The following is a 14,203-nucleotide window of genomic DNA, read 5'->3' as shown; positions in this document are numbered from 1 at the left end:
CACGGGCCCTGTCTCGACTCGGCGAGCCCGGGCGGTCGACCTCCGCTCTGCGACATCGCAGCCGTGCTGCACGGCGGTGATGTCGCTGGGCGGCTGCCGGCCGGTCAGCAGCCCGCCTCAGCCCACCTCAGCCCACCTCACCCGGCCAGGGCCGCCCGCTGCTCGGGGCTGATGCGCACGGGGCGGCCCGTCTGCCCGTCGACGAACACCATGACGGACGTCGCGGTGGCGCAGAGGGTGTCGTCGACGCCGTCGTGCAGGGCGTAGCCCACGTGCACCGAGGCGGCCTTCACGGCGTCCACGCTCACCACCACGCGCAGCGGCACGGGGCGGTAGGGCATCTGGGCCCGGTACTTCACGGTGTGCTCGGAGATGAACGTCCGCACACCGGGGGCCACCCCCTCGAGCAGGTCGATCGGCGGGGCCTGCCCGCCACCGGCGCCGGTGTTCGCGGGCACGCCGAAGGCCGCCACGCGGGCCTCCTCCAGCAGCTGCACCACGGCGATGTTGTTCACGTGGCCGTAGGCGTCCATGTCCGCCCAGCGCAGCGGGATGCGGACCTCGACGGAGCGCGAGGCGGTCATCGGGCGGCCTCCTCGTCCGTGGACCGACCGTCGCGCTGCGCCGCGGCGTCGAGGGTCGCCGGCGCCTCGTCGTCGCCGAGGATGTCCTCGCGCCAGGCCTCGGGCTGCACGTCCACGAACTCGACGGGCAGGATGCCCAGGTCCTCGAGCTGATTGGACAGCGTGGCCCCGTCCGGGCCGTAGCACCACGGGATGCCCGGGGTGGAACGGCGGGTGTCCTCCGCCCGACCGCCCGCGAGCAGCGCCTGCGAGGGGGTCAGCTGCCGGATGACGATCGCCTTGACCCGGTCGGGGTGGCGCTGCGCGAACTCGGCGTAGATCTCGGGGTCGTGCTGGCCGTCGTCGCCCACCAGGATCCACTGGATGTCCGGGAACTGCTCGGCGAGGCGCTCGAGCTGGACCCTCTTGTGCTCCTGACCGGAGCGGAACCAGCGGTCCTTCGTGGGCCCCCAGCTGGTCAGCAGCAGGGCGCCGAGCGGGTAGAGGTTGCGGCCCAGGAAGCGGGTGAGGGTCTGCGCCACGTTCCACGCGCCCGTGGACAGGTACAGCACGGGGGCCTTCGGCTCGAGCTCGGCGATCCGGCGCAGCAGCACGGCGATCCCCGGGGTGGGCGTGCGGGCGTGCTCGTCGATCACGAACGAGTTCCAGGCCGCCAGCAGGGGGCGGGGCAGCGAGGTGACCACCACGGTGTCGTCGATGTCCGAGACCAGGCCGATCCGCGCGCCCGGTTCGCAGATGTACAGGTCCATGACGGCGTGCTCCTCCTGGCCGCCGACGTGGAGGGTGGCGGTCTGCCAGCCGGGCTCCAGCTCGACGTCCAGCACGACGTCGACGACGCCCATCCGGTCCGTGCGCACCGTGGTGCGCAGGTCCCCCACCTGCACCTCGACCTCGGCGTAGGCCATGGGCGGGGCCACGAAGTTGCGCCAGCCGCGCACGCCGTCCGCCACCACCTTCGACAGCCGACGGCCGTTCATGAACTCCTCGTCGGAGGCGATCACCACACGGGAGAGGATCCGCACCCAGCTGGTGCTGCCGTAGCCCGTGAACGCCATGACCGTCGGCACGTGGCCGGCGCGCAGCGCGCGGGCGCGGTGCCAGCGGTTCCACCCCTCCTGCAGGTGCGTGGCGACGTTCTCCACGGGGGTGGGGTCACCGGGAGGGGCCAGGCGGCCGCGCCGGGGCGCGGGCGTGGGGGCGTCGGAGGCTGCGGGCATGCGCCCAGTATTCCGCACCGCGCGCGCTCTCAGCGGATCTCGGGGACCAGCGCGGCCAGGCGGTCCAGCATGCGGCCGACCTTGCCGTTCTCGATCGCGGCGGCCACGTGCCCGTCCGCGAACCGCTCGCCGCGCACCAGGTAGGTGAACAGCGTGCCGAGGTCGGCCAGGGACGCCTCGGCGATGCCGGCCTCGCTCACCCGGTCCACGTTCCGCAGGTAGTCGACGTCGATGCCCGCCAGCTCCTGCGCGGCCACGAGGCCGGGGAACACGCGGTCGTCGTAGTCCGGGTAGACGCCGCCGAGGGTGCCGGGCGCGGGGGCGCCGTAGGAGGCGATCGGCCGGGCCTCGGTGCCGTAGCCGGCGGCGAGCAGCTCGCGCAGCGCACGCACGGCGGCCACGCGCTGGGGCGTGGGGGTCTGCGGGCCGGTGAGGGTGGCGTCGTCGTCGGGGGTCGGGAGGGGGTGCTCGGTCATGGCGGCTCCTCTGGTCGGGGGGTCGGCCCCATTGTCTCGCGTGTGGTCCGGCGTGTCCGGACCCCCGCCTAGGCTCGGGGCATGAGCCCCGCCCTGCCCTGCCCCGCCGAGCTCCGCGCGATCGCCCTCGACGCCGCCCGCGCGGTCGTCGGCGACCTCGCCGCCGCCTTCCGCTCCCCCGCCGCGACCGGGCCCGAGGCCAAGACCACGCACCACGACCTCGTCACCGTCCACGACCGACGCACCGAGGCCCGGCTCGTCGCCGCGCTCACGACGGCGGTCCCCGGCTCCGGCGTGCTCGGCGAGGAGCTGGGGGCGCAGGCCGGCACCGGCGAGGCCGCCCGACTGACCTGGATCGTCGACCCCATCGACGGCACCTCCAACTTCGCGCACGGCTTCGCGATGTTCTCGGTGTCCCTGGCCGCCGAGGTCGACGGGGAGGTGGTGGCCGGCGTCGTGCTGGACCCCGTGGGCGGGCTGGCGTTCTCCGCCGACGGGGACGGCGCCTACCTCACCCGCGGCGACGGGCCGGAGCGCCCGCTGGCCGAGGTCGCCCGGCCGGCGCCGGCCGGTGGCGAGCGCGCCCAGAACCTCGTGACCTCCTATCCGGCGGGCGAGGCGCTCGCGCGCGAGGGCGACGAGGCGCTGCACCGGTTCGGGCGGCTCGTGACCGCCCACGCGACCGTGCGCCGCACCGTCTCCGGCGCCCTCGAGCTCGCCTTCACGGCGGCGGGCTGGGCCGACGCCGCGCTGTACGTGGACACCAAGCCCTGGGACGTCGCGGCGGGGCAGCTGATCCTGCGCCGCGCCGGGGGCAGGTGGCTCACGCCGGAGCCGACGGCACCGTCGTCGGGCCGGCTCGTCGACGACGGCCCGCGCGCCCACACGTGCCCGTTCGCGCTCGCCGTCGCCCCGGGCCGCGAGGCGCCGACGACGGCAGCGGTGCTGGGCGACATCGTCGCCTCGCGGGCGGCCGACCATGTCTAGAGTGGGTGTGAGCCCGATCTCAGCGCCGCGCCCGACAGCGCCCGTCCCGGCACGCCAGGAGGCCCCGATGACCCCGCAGCACCACGACACCGCCGATGCCCCGTCGATGCAGCGCCCCGATCCCGTCGCGGAGCCCGGGGACCACCTGATGTTCGAGCACCCGGACGGCGAGGCCGTCCTGGTGCTGGACGAGGACCAGGTCTGGCGACTGCTGCGCCGCGTGCGCCACGCGCGCCTCGGGCTGGCCGTGGACGGGCGGCCGGACATCGTGCCGGTGAACGTGCGGGCCCACGACGGCGCCATCTACTTCCGCACCGCGCCCGGCTCGAAGCTCGCCGAGCTCACGGTGAACCCGCGCGTCGTGGTGCAGGCCGACGGGATCCTGGCCGACCAGGCCTGGTCCGTGCTCGTGCACGGGACCGCGCGCCGCCTGGACACGGAGGCGGAGATCGCGGAGGCCGAGTCCCTCGGCATCGAACCGTGGGTGCCGACGCTCAAGGACTTCTACGTCCGCGTGGACGTCCAGCGCGTGTCCGGCCGCCACTTCGTGTTCGGCCCGCACCCCGAGCGCAACGAGTCCCAGACCGACTGAGCCGGTGACCGGGCCGAGAAGGCTCAGGGGCGCGCCGGGGGCTGCCCGCCGCCGGGCCCGCCCATCCCGCCCTGCTCCTGCTCGGTGGTGGTGTCGATCGGGACGTCGATGGTGATGGCGAAGCCCTTCTCCACGGAGCCCGTGATCTGCGGCAGCTGCGTCTCGTAGCCGTCCGAGAAGACGTTGTCCGTCTCGAGGCTGACGTCGGCCAAGTTCTCCGTGGACCCGTCGTAGGCCGAGGTGGCGTAGACCTGCGCGGACTGCTCCTCGGGCATGGCGATCTGGGAGGTGAGGACGTTGTTCGTCGCGTCCGTGATGGACGCCTTGTCCGGGAACACCTCGAAGTGCAGGTGGGGCCACCGGCCGGCGTAGCAGCCGGGCCACACCGTGGTGAAGGTGACCGTGCCGTCGTCGCCCACCACCTGGACGCCGCGCAGGTAGGTCTCCTCCGTGATGCCGTCCGAGTACATCGAGTAGCGGCCCTGCGCGTCGGCGTGCCAGAGGTACACGGCGGCGCCGGTCATGGCGGCGTCGCCGTTGGCCATGTCGATCACGTTCATCGTCACCGTCAGCGGGACGCCCTCGGCGACGGTGCCCGTGTCGATGCTCGTGGTCAGGTCGGAGCGCTCGATGCCGGACGCATCGAGCACGTCCGGGCCGTTGGAGCCGTCGCCCGGGTACGGGCCTGCGGTCTCAGTGACCATCTCGGTCAGGGTGGCGGACGGCGAGGCGCTCGCCGCCGACGAGGAGGAGGCCGCGGGCGACGAGGAGCCGGCGCTCGCAGACGTCGAGTTGGAGGAGGACGAGGCGCCCTCCTGGACGCCGCACGCGGCGAGGACGAGGGCCCCCGCTCCCGCGCCGAAGATGCCGAGCGCGTTGCGGCGGGAGACGAGCGTGCCGACGTCGAAGGCGGCGCCCTGGTCCTCGACGTCCTCGGCCGGGCGGTGGAAGGCCCGGCCCTCGAAGGTGGGCGTGACGGCGGGGGCCTCGCCTCCCTCGGTGACCTGGGGGAAGGGACGGCGGGAGCGGGTCGGGAGCCAGGGGGCCATGGAGTTCCTCTCGTGGGGCGCCCGCCGGGTGGCGGGCCGCGTCGAGAGGCCAGCATGGCAACGAATACCGGACGTTTCCGTGAGATCGGCGGGATGGCTCCAGGACGTCTTCTGGGAGGTTTCTGGCACGGGTAGGACCCCCGGCCCTCCCCAGCGCCTCGGGCGACGCGTCAACCTACCCGCCAGCCCAGTTTCATTGCTGCGACATATGCGCTATAAAGGTGGCGCACAACCTCACGGCCGAGTCAGCGGCTCCGGCGCCGGGCCGACCTCCGGCTCGTCGAAGGAGAACAGCAGGATGACGACGCAGCAGTTCGACCCGGCCCACGCGCCGGGGGCCACGAGTCACGCGGAGTCCGAGGACCGCGCGCTCTACCCGGTGGAGCCGCCACCGGCACCCCGGACCCTCGTCGACATTCTGAAGGCGACGGCGGCGGCCCACCCCGACGCCGTCGCCTTGGAGGGCCATGGCCCCGGCGGGTCGGAGGCGCTGAACTACACGCAGCTGCTGGCGCGCGCGGAGCAGGTCGCCGCACGGCTGCGTGAGGCGGGGATCGGCCCCGGCGACCGGGTCGGCCTCCGCGTGCCCTCGGGCACCACGGACCTGTACGTGGCCCTGGTGGCGATCCTGCTGTCCGGTGCGGCCTACGTGCCCGTCGACTGGGACGACCCCGCCTCCCGCGCCGAGACGGTGTTCGGCGAGGCCGCCGTCGCGTGCGTCATGGGCGAGGGCATGGCGATCACCCCCGTGGACGGCGTCGCCCCGCTGCGCCGGACGGGCGCGCCGGGCCTCGAGGACGACGCCTGGATCATCTTCACCTCCGGCACCACGGGGCTGCCGAAGGGGGTGGCCATCACCCATCGCAACGCGGCAGCGCTCGTCGACGCCGAGGCGCGGATGTACCTCCAGGACGACCCGCTCGGCCCGGGCGACCGCGTGATGGCCGGCCTCGCCGTCAGCTTCGATGCCTCGTGTGAGGAGATGTGGCTCGCCTGGCGGCACGGCGCGGCCCTGATCGCGGCACCGCGCGAGGTCGTCCGGTCGGGTCCGGACCTCGGCGCGTGGATCGCACAGAAGCGGCTCACCGCCATCTCCACCGTCCCGACGCTCGCAGCCCTCTGGCCGGACGACTCGCTGACCGGCATCCGCCTGCTCATCTTCGGCGGCGAGGCGTGCCCGCCCGAGCTCGTGGCGCGCCTGGCGACGGAGGACCGCGAGCTCTGGAACACCTACGGCCCCACCGAAGCCACCGTGATCGCCTCCGGCGCGATCCTGCGCCCCGGCCAGGAGGTCCGGATCGGCCTGCCCGTGCCGGGCTGGAAACTGGCCGTCGTGGACCCGGAGGGCAGGCCGGTGCGCTGGGGCGAGGCGGGTGAACTCGTGATTGGCGGGGTCGGACTGGGCCGCTACCTGGACCCGGAGAAGGACGCCGAGAAATACGCCCCGCTGGCGGCCCTGGGGTGGGACCGGTGCTACCGGACCGGGGACATGGTGGTCGCGGAACCCGAGGGCCTGGTGTTCGCCGGCCGCATCGACGACCAGGTGAAGATCAGCGGCAAGCGCATCGAGCTCGGGGAGGTGGACGCCCACCTGACCGCCATGCCCGGAGTCCGGGCCGGGGCCGCCGCGGTGCAGCTCACGGATTCCGGGACCGCGGTGCTCGTGGGCTACCTGATGCCCGAGAAGGGCGTCGAGCTGGACCTGCCCCGCATCCGCGAGCTCATGGGCGAGCGGTTGCCCGGCGGCGTGGTCCCCACCCTCGCCGTCCTGGACGAGCTGCCGCTGAAGTCCTCCGGCAAGGTCGACCGCACGGCGCTGCCGTGGCCGCTGCCGTTCGACGCCGGCGAGGCCCCGCCGCTGCCCGAGGACCTGCGCTGGCTCGGAGAGCGGTGGACCGCCGTGCTCGGCCCGGCTCCCTTCACGCCCGAGTCCGACTTCTTCGCCCTCGGCGGCAGCTCCGTGGCCGTGGCCCACCTCGTCACCGCACTGCGCGAGCACCACCCGCAGCTCGAGTTCCCGCAGGTGTACGCCAACCCCACCCTGGCCGGGATGGCGGACCTCCTGGCCGGCATGGCAGACTCCGGGCCCCGTGTCGAACGGCGACAGCCCGCCGCGATGCCACGCTTCACCGGCCCCGCGCAGATCGCCTGGGTGACGGCCCTGACCGGGGTCGCCGGTCTGCGCTACGTGGCCGGAGCCACCGTGGCGATCTGGGCGCTGGGCCAGTTCTTCGGGGCCGGCTGGGTGGTCACGCCGCCGGTGCTGCCCACGCTGATCGCCTGGGCCGTGCTGTTCTCCGTCCCCGGGCGGCTCTACGGCACCGCGCTCGTGGTGCGAGCGCTGAACGCCGGGCTGCGGCCGGGCCGCTACCGCCGCGGCGGCCTCACCCACCTGCGGGTGTGGGCCGCGGACCGGGCGATCGCCACGGCCCGGCTGGAATACCTGCTCGGGGGGCCGGCCGCCTCGCACGTCCACCGCGTGCTCGGCACTCGGGTCGGCAGCGGCGCCCACCTGGATCACACGCCCTCGGCCACCGGCCTGGTCCGGATCGGCCACGGCGTCAGCGTGGGCGCCGAGGCGGACCTGCACGGCCACTGGGTCGAGGCCGACACGTTCATCCTGGGTGAGATCGTGGTCGGCGACCACGCCCGCATCGGTGCGCGCAGCATCGTGCTGCCCGGTGTGCGTGTGGGCGCCTGGGCGGAGATCCAGGCCGGTTCCCGGGTGGCGTCCTCGGTCCCGGCCCACGAGTACTGGGGCGGCTCCCCGCTGCGCCGGCTGGGCGAGGCCGGCGTCACGTGGCCGTCGGAGGACCCGCGGGCGGCCCGGGGCGTCCGCGCCTGGCCGGTGGCCCTGGCCGCGGCGGGCCAGATGCTCACGCTGGCCGTCCTCGCCCTGCTGCCCTGGGTGGTGCTGGTGCTGAGCCCGCTGCGCGGGGCGACCGACTTCCGGGACATCCTCCCCGTGATGGCGCTGTGGGTCCCGGTGGTGGTGGTCCTGGCCGTGCCCACCTGGTTCCTGCTGGTCTCGGCCTTCGTCCGGCTGCTCGCCCCCCTCGTCAAGCCGGGCTTCTATCCCGTGCACTCGCTCCAGGCGTGGGCGGCGTGGAGCATCCAGAACGTCATGCGCCGCACCCTGATCGGCACCTATCCCGTCTACGCCTCCTCGGCCACCCCCTGGCTCATGCGGCTGATGGGCGCGCGGATCGGCAGGAACGTGGAGATCTCCACGGTGGAGACGATCCCCCACCTGACGGTCGTGGAGGACGGGGCCTTCCTGGCCGACCACTCCATGGCCGCCGTGCCCCGCGTCGGACGCGGATGGGTCCACATCGGCTCCACGGTGATCGGTCGCGGCTCCTTCGTCGGCAACTCGGCGATCGTCGGGCCGGACCGCGATCTGCCGGACGACGCCCTGGTGGCGGTCCTGGGCGTCTCCCCCCACCGGCCCGCACCGGGCACGTCCTGGCTGGGCCGCAGCCCCACGGCCATCCCCCGCGTGAAGGTGGCGGCCGACGCCGCGGCCACCTTCGCACCGCCCCGGCGCCTCAAGGCCGCCCGCTGGGCGGTGGAGCTGTGCCGGTTCGTGCCCGCCTTCATCGTGGGCTGGCTGGACATCGCCGTGGTCTACTTCCTCGCCACCGTGTACATGGGCGCCTCGGGCCAGGGCTCGGACCCGCTGCGCGGCGTCGTCGTCGCCACCGTGGCGTCCCTGCCGGCGGCGGTGGCCGCCGCGCTCATCGCCTCGGCGATGCCGGTGCTGTTCAAGTGGGCGCTGGTGGGCGAGTTCGTGCCCCAGGACCGCCCCCTGTTCTCCTCGTTCGTCTGGCGCAACGAGCTGATGGACGCCTTCGTCGAGGTGCTGGCGGTCCCCTCACTGATCCGCATCGGCCTGGGCTCCCCCGTGCTGACCATGTGGGCGCGGTGGATGGGCGTGGAGATCGGCCGGAACGCGTGGGTGGAGTCCTGGTGGCTGCCGGAGACGGACCTGGTCTCGATCGCGGACAACGCGACGGTGAACCGCGGGACCGTGCTGCAGACCCACCTGTTCCACGACCGGGTGATGACGATGCAGCCGGTCCGGCTGGACGAGGGCGCGACCCTCGGCCCCAACTCCTTCATGCTCCCGGGCTCCAGCCTGGGCCCGTGTGCCACCGTGCGGCCGGGCTCGCTCGTGCTGCGGGAGGACGCGGTCCCCGGGCACTCGGACTGGTCCGGCAACCCGATCCGGGCGGTGCAGGACGCCCCCGCTGCCGCGGCCACCGGTGACACCGCGACCCGCGCCCGGGCCCGCGCCGATCACCCGGACGCGGACGAGCGACCGCAGACCGGGCCGGTCCCGGTCGTCGCCACGAGCACCCCCGCACGAGAGGAGCCGACGTCGTGACACCGAAGCATCGTCAGGACCCGTTGGCCGAGCCGCCCGAGGGCGACTTCACCGAGGCACGGCCCGCCCCCGGACGGCGTCCGGCGCGCACCCCGTGGACGGACATCTCCCGCCGACGCGCGGACGCGGCCCCGGATGCGGCGACGCCCCCGCCGCCACCGCCCCCACCCGGCAGGGTCGGCCATCGGGGTGCCCCGCCGGTCAGCTGGCGGACCCAGGCGCTGCGCTCGGCCCGGCGCCTGCACGGCCTGGACCTGGCCCGGTTCCTCGCCCTCGCCGGGATGATGGCCGTGCACGTGTGGGCGGACGCCATCGACGACCGCGGCCTCGGCGGATTCATCGGCACGGTGGTAGCCGGCAACGCGGCCGCGGTCTTCGCTTTCCTGGCCGGCATCACCCTGATCTTCCTCTCCGGGGGGAGCCGCGGCGCCCGGGGACGGGACCTGCAGCGGGCGCGCGTCGGGATCGCCGTCCGCGCCGTCATGCTGCTCGTGATCGGCCTCGGGCTGAACCTGATCGACTTCCCGGCGTACGACATCCTCCCCTACTACGCGATGCTGTTCCTGCTGGCGATCCCGCTGCTGGGGCTCGGTCCCGCGGCGCTGGCGCTGTGCGCGGTGGCCGCCCTGCTGACCGGGCCGGTGCTGCGCATGGTGCTGGTCTCCACCGGCACACCGGTGCCGGACTTCGACCCCACCCTCATCTCCCTCTTCACCCGGCCCGGCCCGACCCTCGTCCAGCTCTTCGTGACCGGCACCTACCCGGCGATCACCTGGATGGCGTATGTGTGCGCCGGCATGGCGGCGGCTCGCCTCAACCTCTTCGACCGCCAACGTCAGGCCTTCGTGGCGGTCGGCGGGCTCGCCGCCGCCGGGGTGTCCGCGGGCCTGAGCTGGGCCGCCCTGCACGTCTGGGACGGCCGCGAGCGCATCGCCGAGGTGACCGGCATCCGGCCCGACCTCGTGGAGCTGCGGGCCTCCCGCGGCCTCAGCGCGGAGATGCTCTCGACCACCCCGTGGTGGCTGGCCGCCCGGGGACCCCACCTGGACACGCCGCTGTCCACCCTGCACGCCGTGGGCATGGCCGCGGCGGTGGTCGGCTTCGTCCTGGTGCTGACGTCGGGCCTGATGCGCCCCGACGGCTCCCTGCCCGCCTGGACGGAGCCCCTGCGCGCGGCCGGGTCGATGTCCCTGACGGTGTACGTCTCGCACCTGCTGCTCCTCACCGTGCCCGGGTGGGAGGAGTGGCGGGGGTGGTTCTTCGTGGGTCAGCTGGTGCTGTTGGTGTCCTTCGCGACCCTGTGGCGGCGGGTGTCCGCCCAGGGTCCGCTGGAGACCGTCGTCTCCCGCGTCCCCAAGGCGGTGGCCCGGGCCCTCGTCCCCGGCCGGGCCACCCGGGCGGGGCAGGACTACGAGCCGCTCGAGGCCACCGACCCCCGCTGAGCCGCGCCGGGCCGCCTCAGACCTCCGGGGCCTCCCCCAGGTGGCTCGGCGCCCACATCGCCAGGCGGGTCTGCACCACGACGACGTTCGGCCCGTCCGCCTGGAACGCGCGCTCGAGCGCGCCGCGCACGTCCTCCACTCCCACCGTCTCGGCGGGCACGCCGAAGGAGGCGGCGAGGGCCTGGAAGTCCGGCCGGTCGAGCTCGGTGGCCGTGGCCTTGCCGAACGCGTCCTCCATGTACTCGCGCAGGATGCCGTACCCGCCGTCGTCGATGATCAGCCACGTCACCGCCGCGCCGTGCTGCCTGGCGGCCGCGAGCTCGGCGATGGAGTACATCGCCGAGCCGTCGCCGGCGACGGCGAGCACGCGCCCGTCGATCCCCGTGCGACCCCGGTGGGCCAGGCCCACCGCGCCGCCGAACGCGGCCGGGAACCCGTAACCGAGCCCCCCGGCGCCCTGCGCCGAGTGGAACTCGCCGTCCTGCGCGTCCCAGCAGTTCCACGCCCAGTAGGCGGCGATGGTCATGTCCCAGTACGTCTGCATGGTCGACGGGACGGCGGCGCGGATGCCCGCCAGGAGCCGGCGCTCCACGCCGAGGTCCTGGGCGTCGAGGCGGGCGCCGATCCGCGCGTTGACGTCGGCGACCACCTCGGCCGGGGTGCGGCCGTGCCAGACGGCGGCGTCCCGCGCCACCGAGCCCGACTCGCGCAGCGCCGCGGCGAGGGCCTCGAGCGCCTGGCCGGCGTCGGCGCGCACACCCAGCGTGGGGTGGTTGGTCTCCAGCACGCGCGGCTCCGCGTCCACCTGGATGAGGCGGCCGCGCGGCTCGAGCGTGAAGTAGTTGGAGGTGACCTCGCCGAGCGAGGAGCCCACCACGAGCAGCACCTCCGCGTCCTCGAGCAGGTCCGTGACGAGGCGGTCCTCCACCCAGCCGCCGAGGCTGAGCGGGTGCCCCCACGGGAAGGCGGTGTTGCCGCCCGGCGAGCAGACCACGGGTGCCTGGAGCAGCTCCGCGACCTCCCGCAGGCTCTCCATCGCCGCCCGGCCGGAGCGGCGCACACCGCCGCCGGCCACGATCGCCACCCGCCCGGCCCCGCGCAGCCAGCGCACGGACTCGGCCACGAGCTCGGCGCGCGGCGGGTGGTCGTAGGGCACGGCCAGGGCGTCCTCGACCGGGGGCACCATGACCTCGCCGAGCAGCACGTCCTGCGGGATCTCGACCCACACCGGCCCCTGCGGCACGGTGACGGCCTCGGCCCACGCGTCCTGGATGGCGGACGGGATGCCCGAGGCGTGGTGGACCGTGAACTGGGCCTTGGTGACGTTGCGGGCCGAGGCCTTCTGGTCGTCCAGCTGGTGCAGCATGCCCTTGCGCCGGGCGCCGAGCCCGGACAGCGGGATCTGCGAGGCGATCACGAGCATCGGCACACCCGTGGCGTACGCCTCCTGCAGGCCGGCCAGCGAGGTGAGCGCGCCCGGGCCGGTGGACAGGAACAGCACGCCGACCTCGCCGGTGGCCCGGGCGTACCCGTCCGCGGCGAAGGCGGCGTTGTTCTCCACGCGGTTCGAGACGAACTCCAGCGGGGAGCGGGACAGGGCGTCGAAGAGGCCCAGGGCGTGCTGGCCCGGGATGCCGAAGACCGTCCGTGCACCCAGGGCGTGGAGCGTCTCGACGGCGAGGTCGCCGCCGTTGCGCCGAGGAGCCGTCGTCGTCTGCTCGCCCGTCATCGGCCCGGCTCCTCACCGGCGGCCGCGCGGGTGGCGCGGCGGTCGGCCATCAGGGAGATGAGGTCGTACGCCACGTGGGAGGCGGCGACGCCGGTCAGCTCGGCGTGGTCGTAGGCCGGGGCCACCTCCACCAGGTCCGCGCCCACGATGTCGAGCCCGCGCAGGCCACGCAGGATCTCGAGCAGCTCGCGGCTCGTGATGCCGCCGGCCTCGGGGGTCCCGGTGCCCGGCGCGTGCGCGGGGTCGAGGACGTCGATGTCCACTGAGATGTAGAGCGGCCGGCCACCGATGCGCTGGCGCAGCTGGTCCACGATCTCGTCCACGCCCTGACGGAACACGTCCGAGGAGGTGACGATGCCGAAGCCCATGCGGTGGTCGTCGTCCAGGTCCTTCTTGCCGTAGAGCGGACCGCGGGTGCCCACATGCGAGATGGCCTCGGTGTCCAGGATCCCCTCCTCCACGGCGCGGCGGAACGGCGTGCCGTGGGTGTACTCGGCGCCGAAGTAGGTGTCCCACGTGTCCAGGTGGGCGTCGAAGTGCAGCAGGGCCACGGGCTCACCCGCCCGGGCGGAGGCGGCGCGCAGCAGCGGCAGCGCGATGGTGTGGTCGCCGCCGATGGCCATGAGCGAGGAGCCGTCCTCGGTGAGGTCCATCGCGTCCTGCTGGATCGTCTCGATGGCCTCGCCGATGTGGAACGGGTTCACCGCCATGTCCCCGGCGTCCACCACCTGGGCCTGCGCGAAGGGCGAGGTGTCCGTGGCGGGGTTGTACGGGCGCAGCAGCCGCGAGGACTGCCGCACGTGGCCGGACCCGAAGCGTGCACCGGGGCGGTAGGAGACGCCGGCGTCGAACGGGACGCCGACCACCTTGATCTCCGGGGCGACGCCGGCCGCGGCCGCCTCGTCCAGACGCGGCAGCAGCGCGTAGGTGGGGGCGCCGCCGTAGCGGGGCACGAGGGCGGAGTTCACGGGGCCGAGGCGGCCATTGTCCTCGACGCGGGGGATCTCGAGCATCTGGTATGTCCTCTCTGAGCGGTTCGGTCTGGTCGGTCTGGTCTGTCCGATGCGGGCGTGTCGCACGGTTCACGCGTGGCCCACGAGGGTCCACAGCACGACGGCGGGGCGGTCGTCCGGATTGGCCCACGAGTGAGGCTCGCGGCCGGGGAAGGTGACGGTGTCCCCCTCCTCCAACAGGTGCACGGCCTCGGTGGTCCGCAGTTCGAGGCGGCCGGTGACCACGTGCACCGCCTCCACGCGGCAGTCCACGGTGTACAGCTCCGCCTCCCCGCGGCCGTGCGGCCCGATGTCGGCGCGCAGGATCTGCAGGTCGCGACGACCGCGCGGGGTGATGAGGCGCTCGCGGATGCCCTCGCCGCCGAGGCTGACCGCGGGGGCATCGTCGAGGCGCACGACCGTCACCTCGGGCGCGTCCAGGACGTCGCCCGGGCTCGCGCCGAGCACCTGGCACAGGGTCACGAGCGTGCTCACGGACGGGCTCGTCAGGTCCCGCTCGAGGCGGGAGAGGAAGCCCTTGCTGACGCCGGCCGCCTCGGCCAGCTGGGCCACAGTGAGCCGGCGCGCCTCGCGCAGCGCGCGCAGCCGGCGGCCGATCAGCGCCTGGCCCGGCGCGGTCTCGAGCGGGAGGGCCTTCATCGCGCTCCTCCCGACGGCGGCCAGGAGACATCGCCGATGTCATGCTGGACGGCATGTTGTCTGATAAGCAACATGTGTTTACCGTAGA

11 protein-coding genes are annotated in these 14,203 nt (G+C 74.3%); 4 read left to right on the top strand and 7 right to left on the bottom strand.

The features are described 5' to 3' along the window. Positions 1–137: 137 nt before the first annotated feature. From ACUXPL_RS09420 to ACUXPL_RS09410, 3 genes are read right to left on the bottom strand one after another with little or no spacing between them, the layout of a single operon-like run. On the bottom strand, positions 138–584 hold the full coding sequence (locus ACUXPL_RS09420) for an acyl-CoA thioesterase (protein ID WP_002853740.1): 447 nt from the start codon (positions 582–584) through the stop codon (positions 138–140). Beyond that, positions 581–1,801 carry an App1 family protein gene (locus ACUXPL_RS09415; RefSeq protein ID WP_454183443.1) on the bottom strand — a complete coding sequence of 407 codons (1,221 nt, stop codon included), beginning with the start codon at positions 1,799–1,801 and terminating at the stop codon, positions 581–583. The genes ACUXPL_RS09420 and ACUXPL_RS09415 overlap by 4 nt, the downstream gene beginning before the upstream one ends. A gap of 29 nt (positions 1,802–1,830) precedes the next feature. Beyond that, complete coding sequence (locus ACUXPL_RS09410; protein ID WP_182488652.1) at positions 1,831–2,277, bottom strand: DUF6508 domain-containing protein; 447 nt, start codon at positions 2,275–2,277, stop codon at positions 1,831–1,833. 81 nt (positions 2,278–2,358) lie between these two features. Between ACUXPL_RS09410 and ACUXPL_RS09405 the strand changes: the two genes are divergently transcribed. Beyond that, positions 2,359–3,264, top strand: coding sequence for an inositol monophosphatase family protein (locus ACUXPL_RS09405; RefSeq protein WP_454183441.1), 906 nt, complete (start codon positions 2,359–2,361; stop codon positions 3,262–3,264). 67 nt (positions 3,265–3,331) lie between these two features. Further along, positions 3,332–3,856: a pyridoxamine 5'-phosphate oxidase family protein gene (locus ACUXPL_RS09400; RefSeq protein ID WP_010079391.1), complete on the top strand. Its 525-nt coding sequence runs from the start codon at positions 3,332–3,334 to the stop codon at positions 3,854–3,856. A 23-nt stretch (positions 3,857–3,879) separates the two neighbouring features. On the opposite strand, the gene ACUXPL_RS09395 is transcribed toward ACUXPL_RS09400, so the two are convergent. Further along, entirely contained in the window at positions 3,880–4,905 is a 1,026-nt protein-coding gene (locus ACUXPL_RS09395; RefSeq protein WP_454183439.1) for a dioxygenase family protein, read from the bottom strand. Between the two features lie 298 nt (positions 4,906–5,203). Here ACUXPL_RS09395 and ACUXPL_RS09390 point away from each other — a divergent pair, with 298 nt between their 5' ends. Next, on the top strand, positions 5,204–9,292 hold the full coding sequence (locus ACUXPL_RS09390) for a Pls/PosA family non-ribosomal peptide synthetase (RefSeq protein WP_454183437.1): 4,089 nt from the start codon (positions 5,204–5,206) through the stop codon (positions 9,290–9,292). Continuing rightward, positions 9,289–10,734, top strand: a complete 1,446-nt coding sequence (locus ACUXPL_RS09385; protein ID WP_454183435.1) for a heparan-alpha-glucosaminide N-acetyltransferase domain-containing protein — start codon at positions 9,289–9,291, stop codon at positions 10,732–10,734. Before ACUXPL_RS09390 ends, ACUXPL_RS09385 begins: the two co-directional genes overlap by 4 nt. 16 nt (positions 10,735–10,750) lie before the next feature. On the opposite strand, the gene ACUXPL_RS09380 is transcribed toward ACUXPL_RS09385, so the two are convergent. The 3 genes from ACUXPL_RS09380 to ACUXPL_RS09370 all read right to left on the bottom strand — a co-directional run bounded on the left by ACUXPL_RS09380 (position 10,751) and on the right by ACUXPL_RS09370 (position 14,115). After that, positions 10,751–12,463, bottom strand: a complete 1,713-nt coding sequence (locus tag ACUXPL_RS09380; protein WP_454183433.1) for a thiamine pyrophosphate-binding protein — start codon at positions 12,461–12,463, stop codon at positions 10,751–10,753. Further along, positions 12,460–13,476, bottom strand: coding sequence for an agmatinase (gene speB, locus ACUXPL_RS09375; protein ID WP_454183431.1), 1,017 nt, complete (start codon positions 13,474–13,476; stop codon positions 12,460–12,462). Before speB ends, ACUXPL_RS09380 begins: the two co-directional genes overlap by 4 nt. A gap of 69 nt (positions 13,477–13,545) precedes the next feature. After that, a complete protein-coding gene (locus ACUXPL_RS09370; protein WP_454183429.1) occupies positions 13,546–14,115 on the bottom strand; it encodes an XRE family transcriptional regulator in 570 nt (189 codons plus the stop codon). Positions 14,116–14,203 lie beyond the last annotated feature (88 nt).

The organism is Micrococcus sp. 140720015-1 (assembly GCF_053627595.1).
This window is presented reverse-complemented; position numbering and strand designations above follow the sequence as displayed.

Coding starts and splice junctions, on each gene's coding strand:
- ACUXPL_RS09420 (WP_002853740.1), bottom strand. CDS start 584: ATGACCGCCTCGCGCTCCGTCGAGGTCCGCATCCCGCTGCGCTGGGCG.
- ACUXPL_RS09415 (WP_454183443.1), bottom strand. CDS start 1,801: ATGCCCGCAGCCTCCGACGCCCCCACGCCCGCGCCCCGGCGCGGCCGC.
- ACUXPL_RS09410 (WP_182488652.1), bottom strand. CDS start 2,277: ATGACCGAGCACCCCCTCCCGACCCCCGACGACGACGCCACCCTCACC.
- ACUXPL_RS09405 (WP_454183441.1), top strand. CDS start 2,359: ATGAGCCCCGCCCTGCCCTGCCCCGCCGAGCTCCGCGCGATCGCCCTC.
- ACUXPL_RS09400 (WP_010079391.1), top strand. CDS start 3,332: ATGACCCCGCAGCACCACGACACCGCCGATGCCCCGTCGATGCAGCGC.
- ACUXPL_RS09395 (WP_454183439.1), bottom strand. CDS start 4,905: ATGGCCCCCTGGCTCCCGACCCGCTCCCGCCGTCCCTTCCCCCAGGTC.
- ACUXPL_RS09390 (WP_454183437.1), top strand. CDS start 5,204: ATGACGACGCAGCAGTTCGACCCGGCCCACGCGCCGGGGGCCACGAGT.
- ACUXPL_RS09380 (WP_454183433.1), bottom strand. CDS start 12,463: ATGACGGGCGAGCAGACGACGACGGCTCCTCGGCGCAACGGCGGCGAC.
- speB (WP_454183431.1), bottom strand. CDS start 13,476: ATGCTCGAGATCCCCCGCGTCGAGGACAATGGCCGCCTCGGCCCCGTG.
- ACUXPL_RS09370 (WP_454183429.1), bottom strand. CDS start 14,115: ATGAAGGCCCTCCCGCTCGAGACCGCGCCGGGCCAGGCGCTGATCGGC.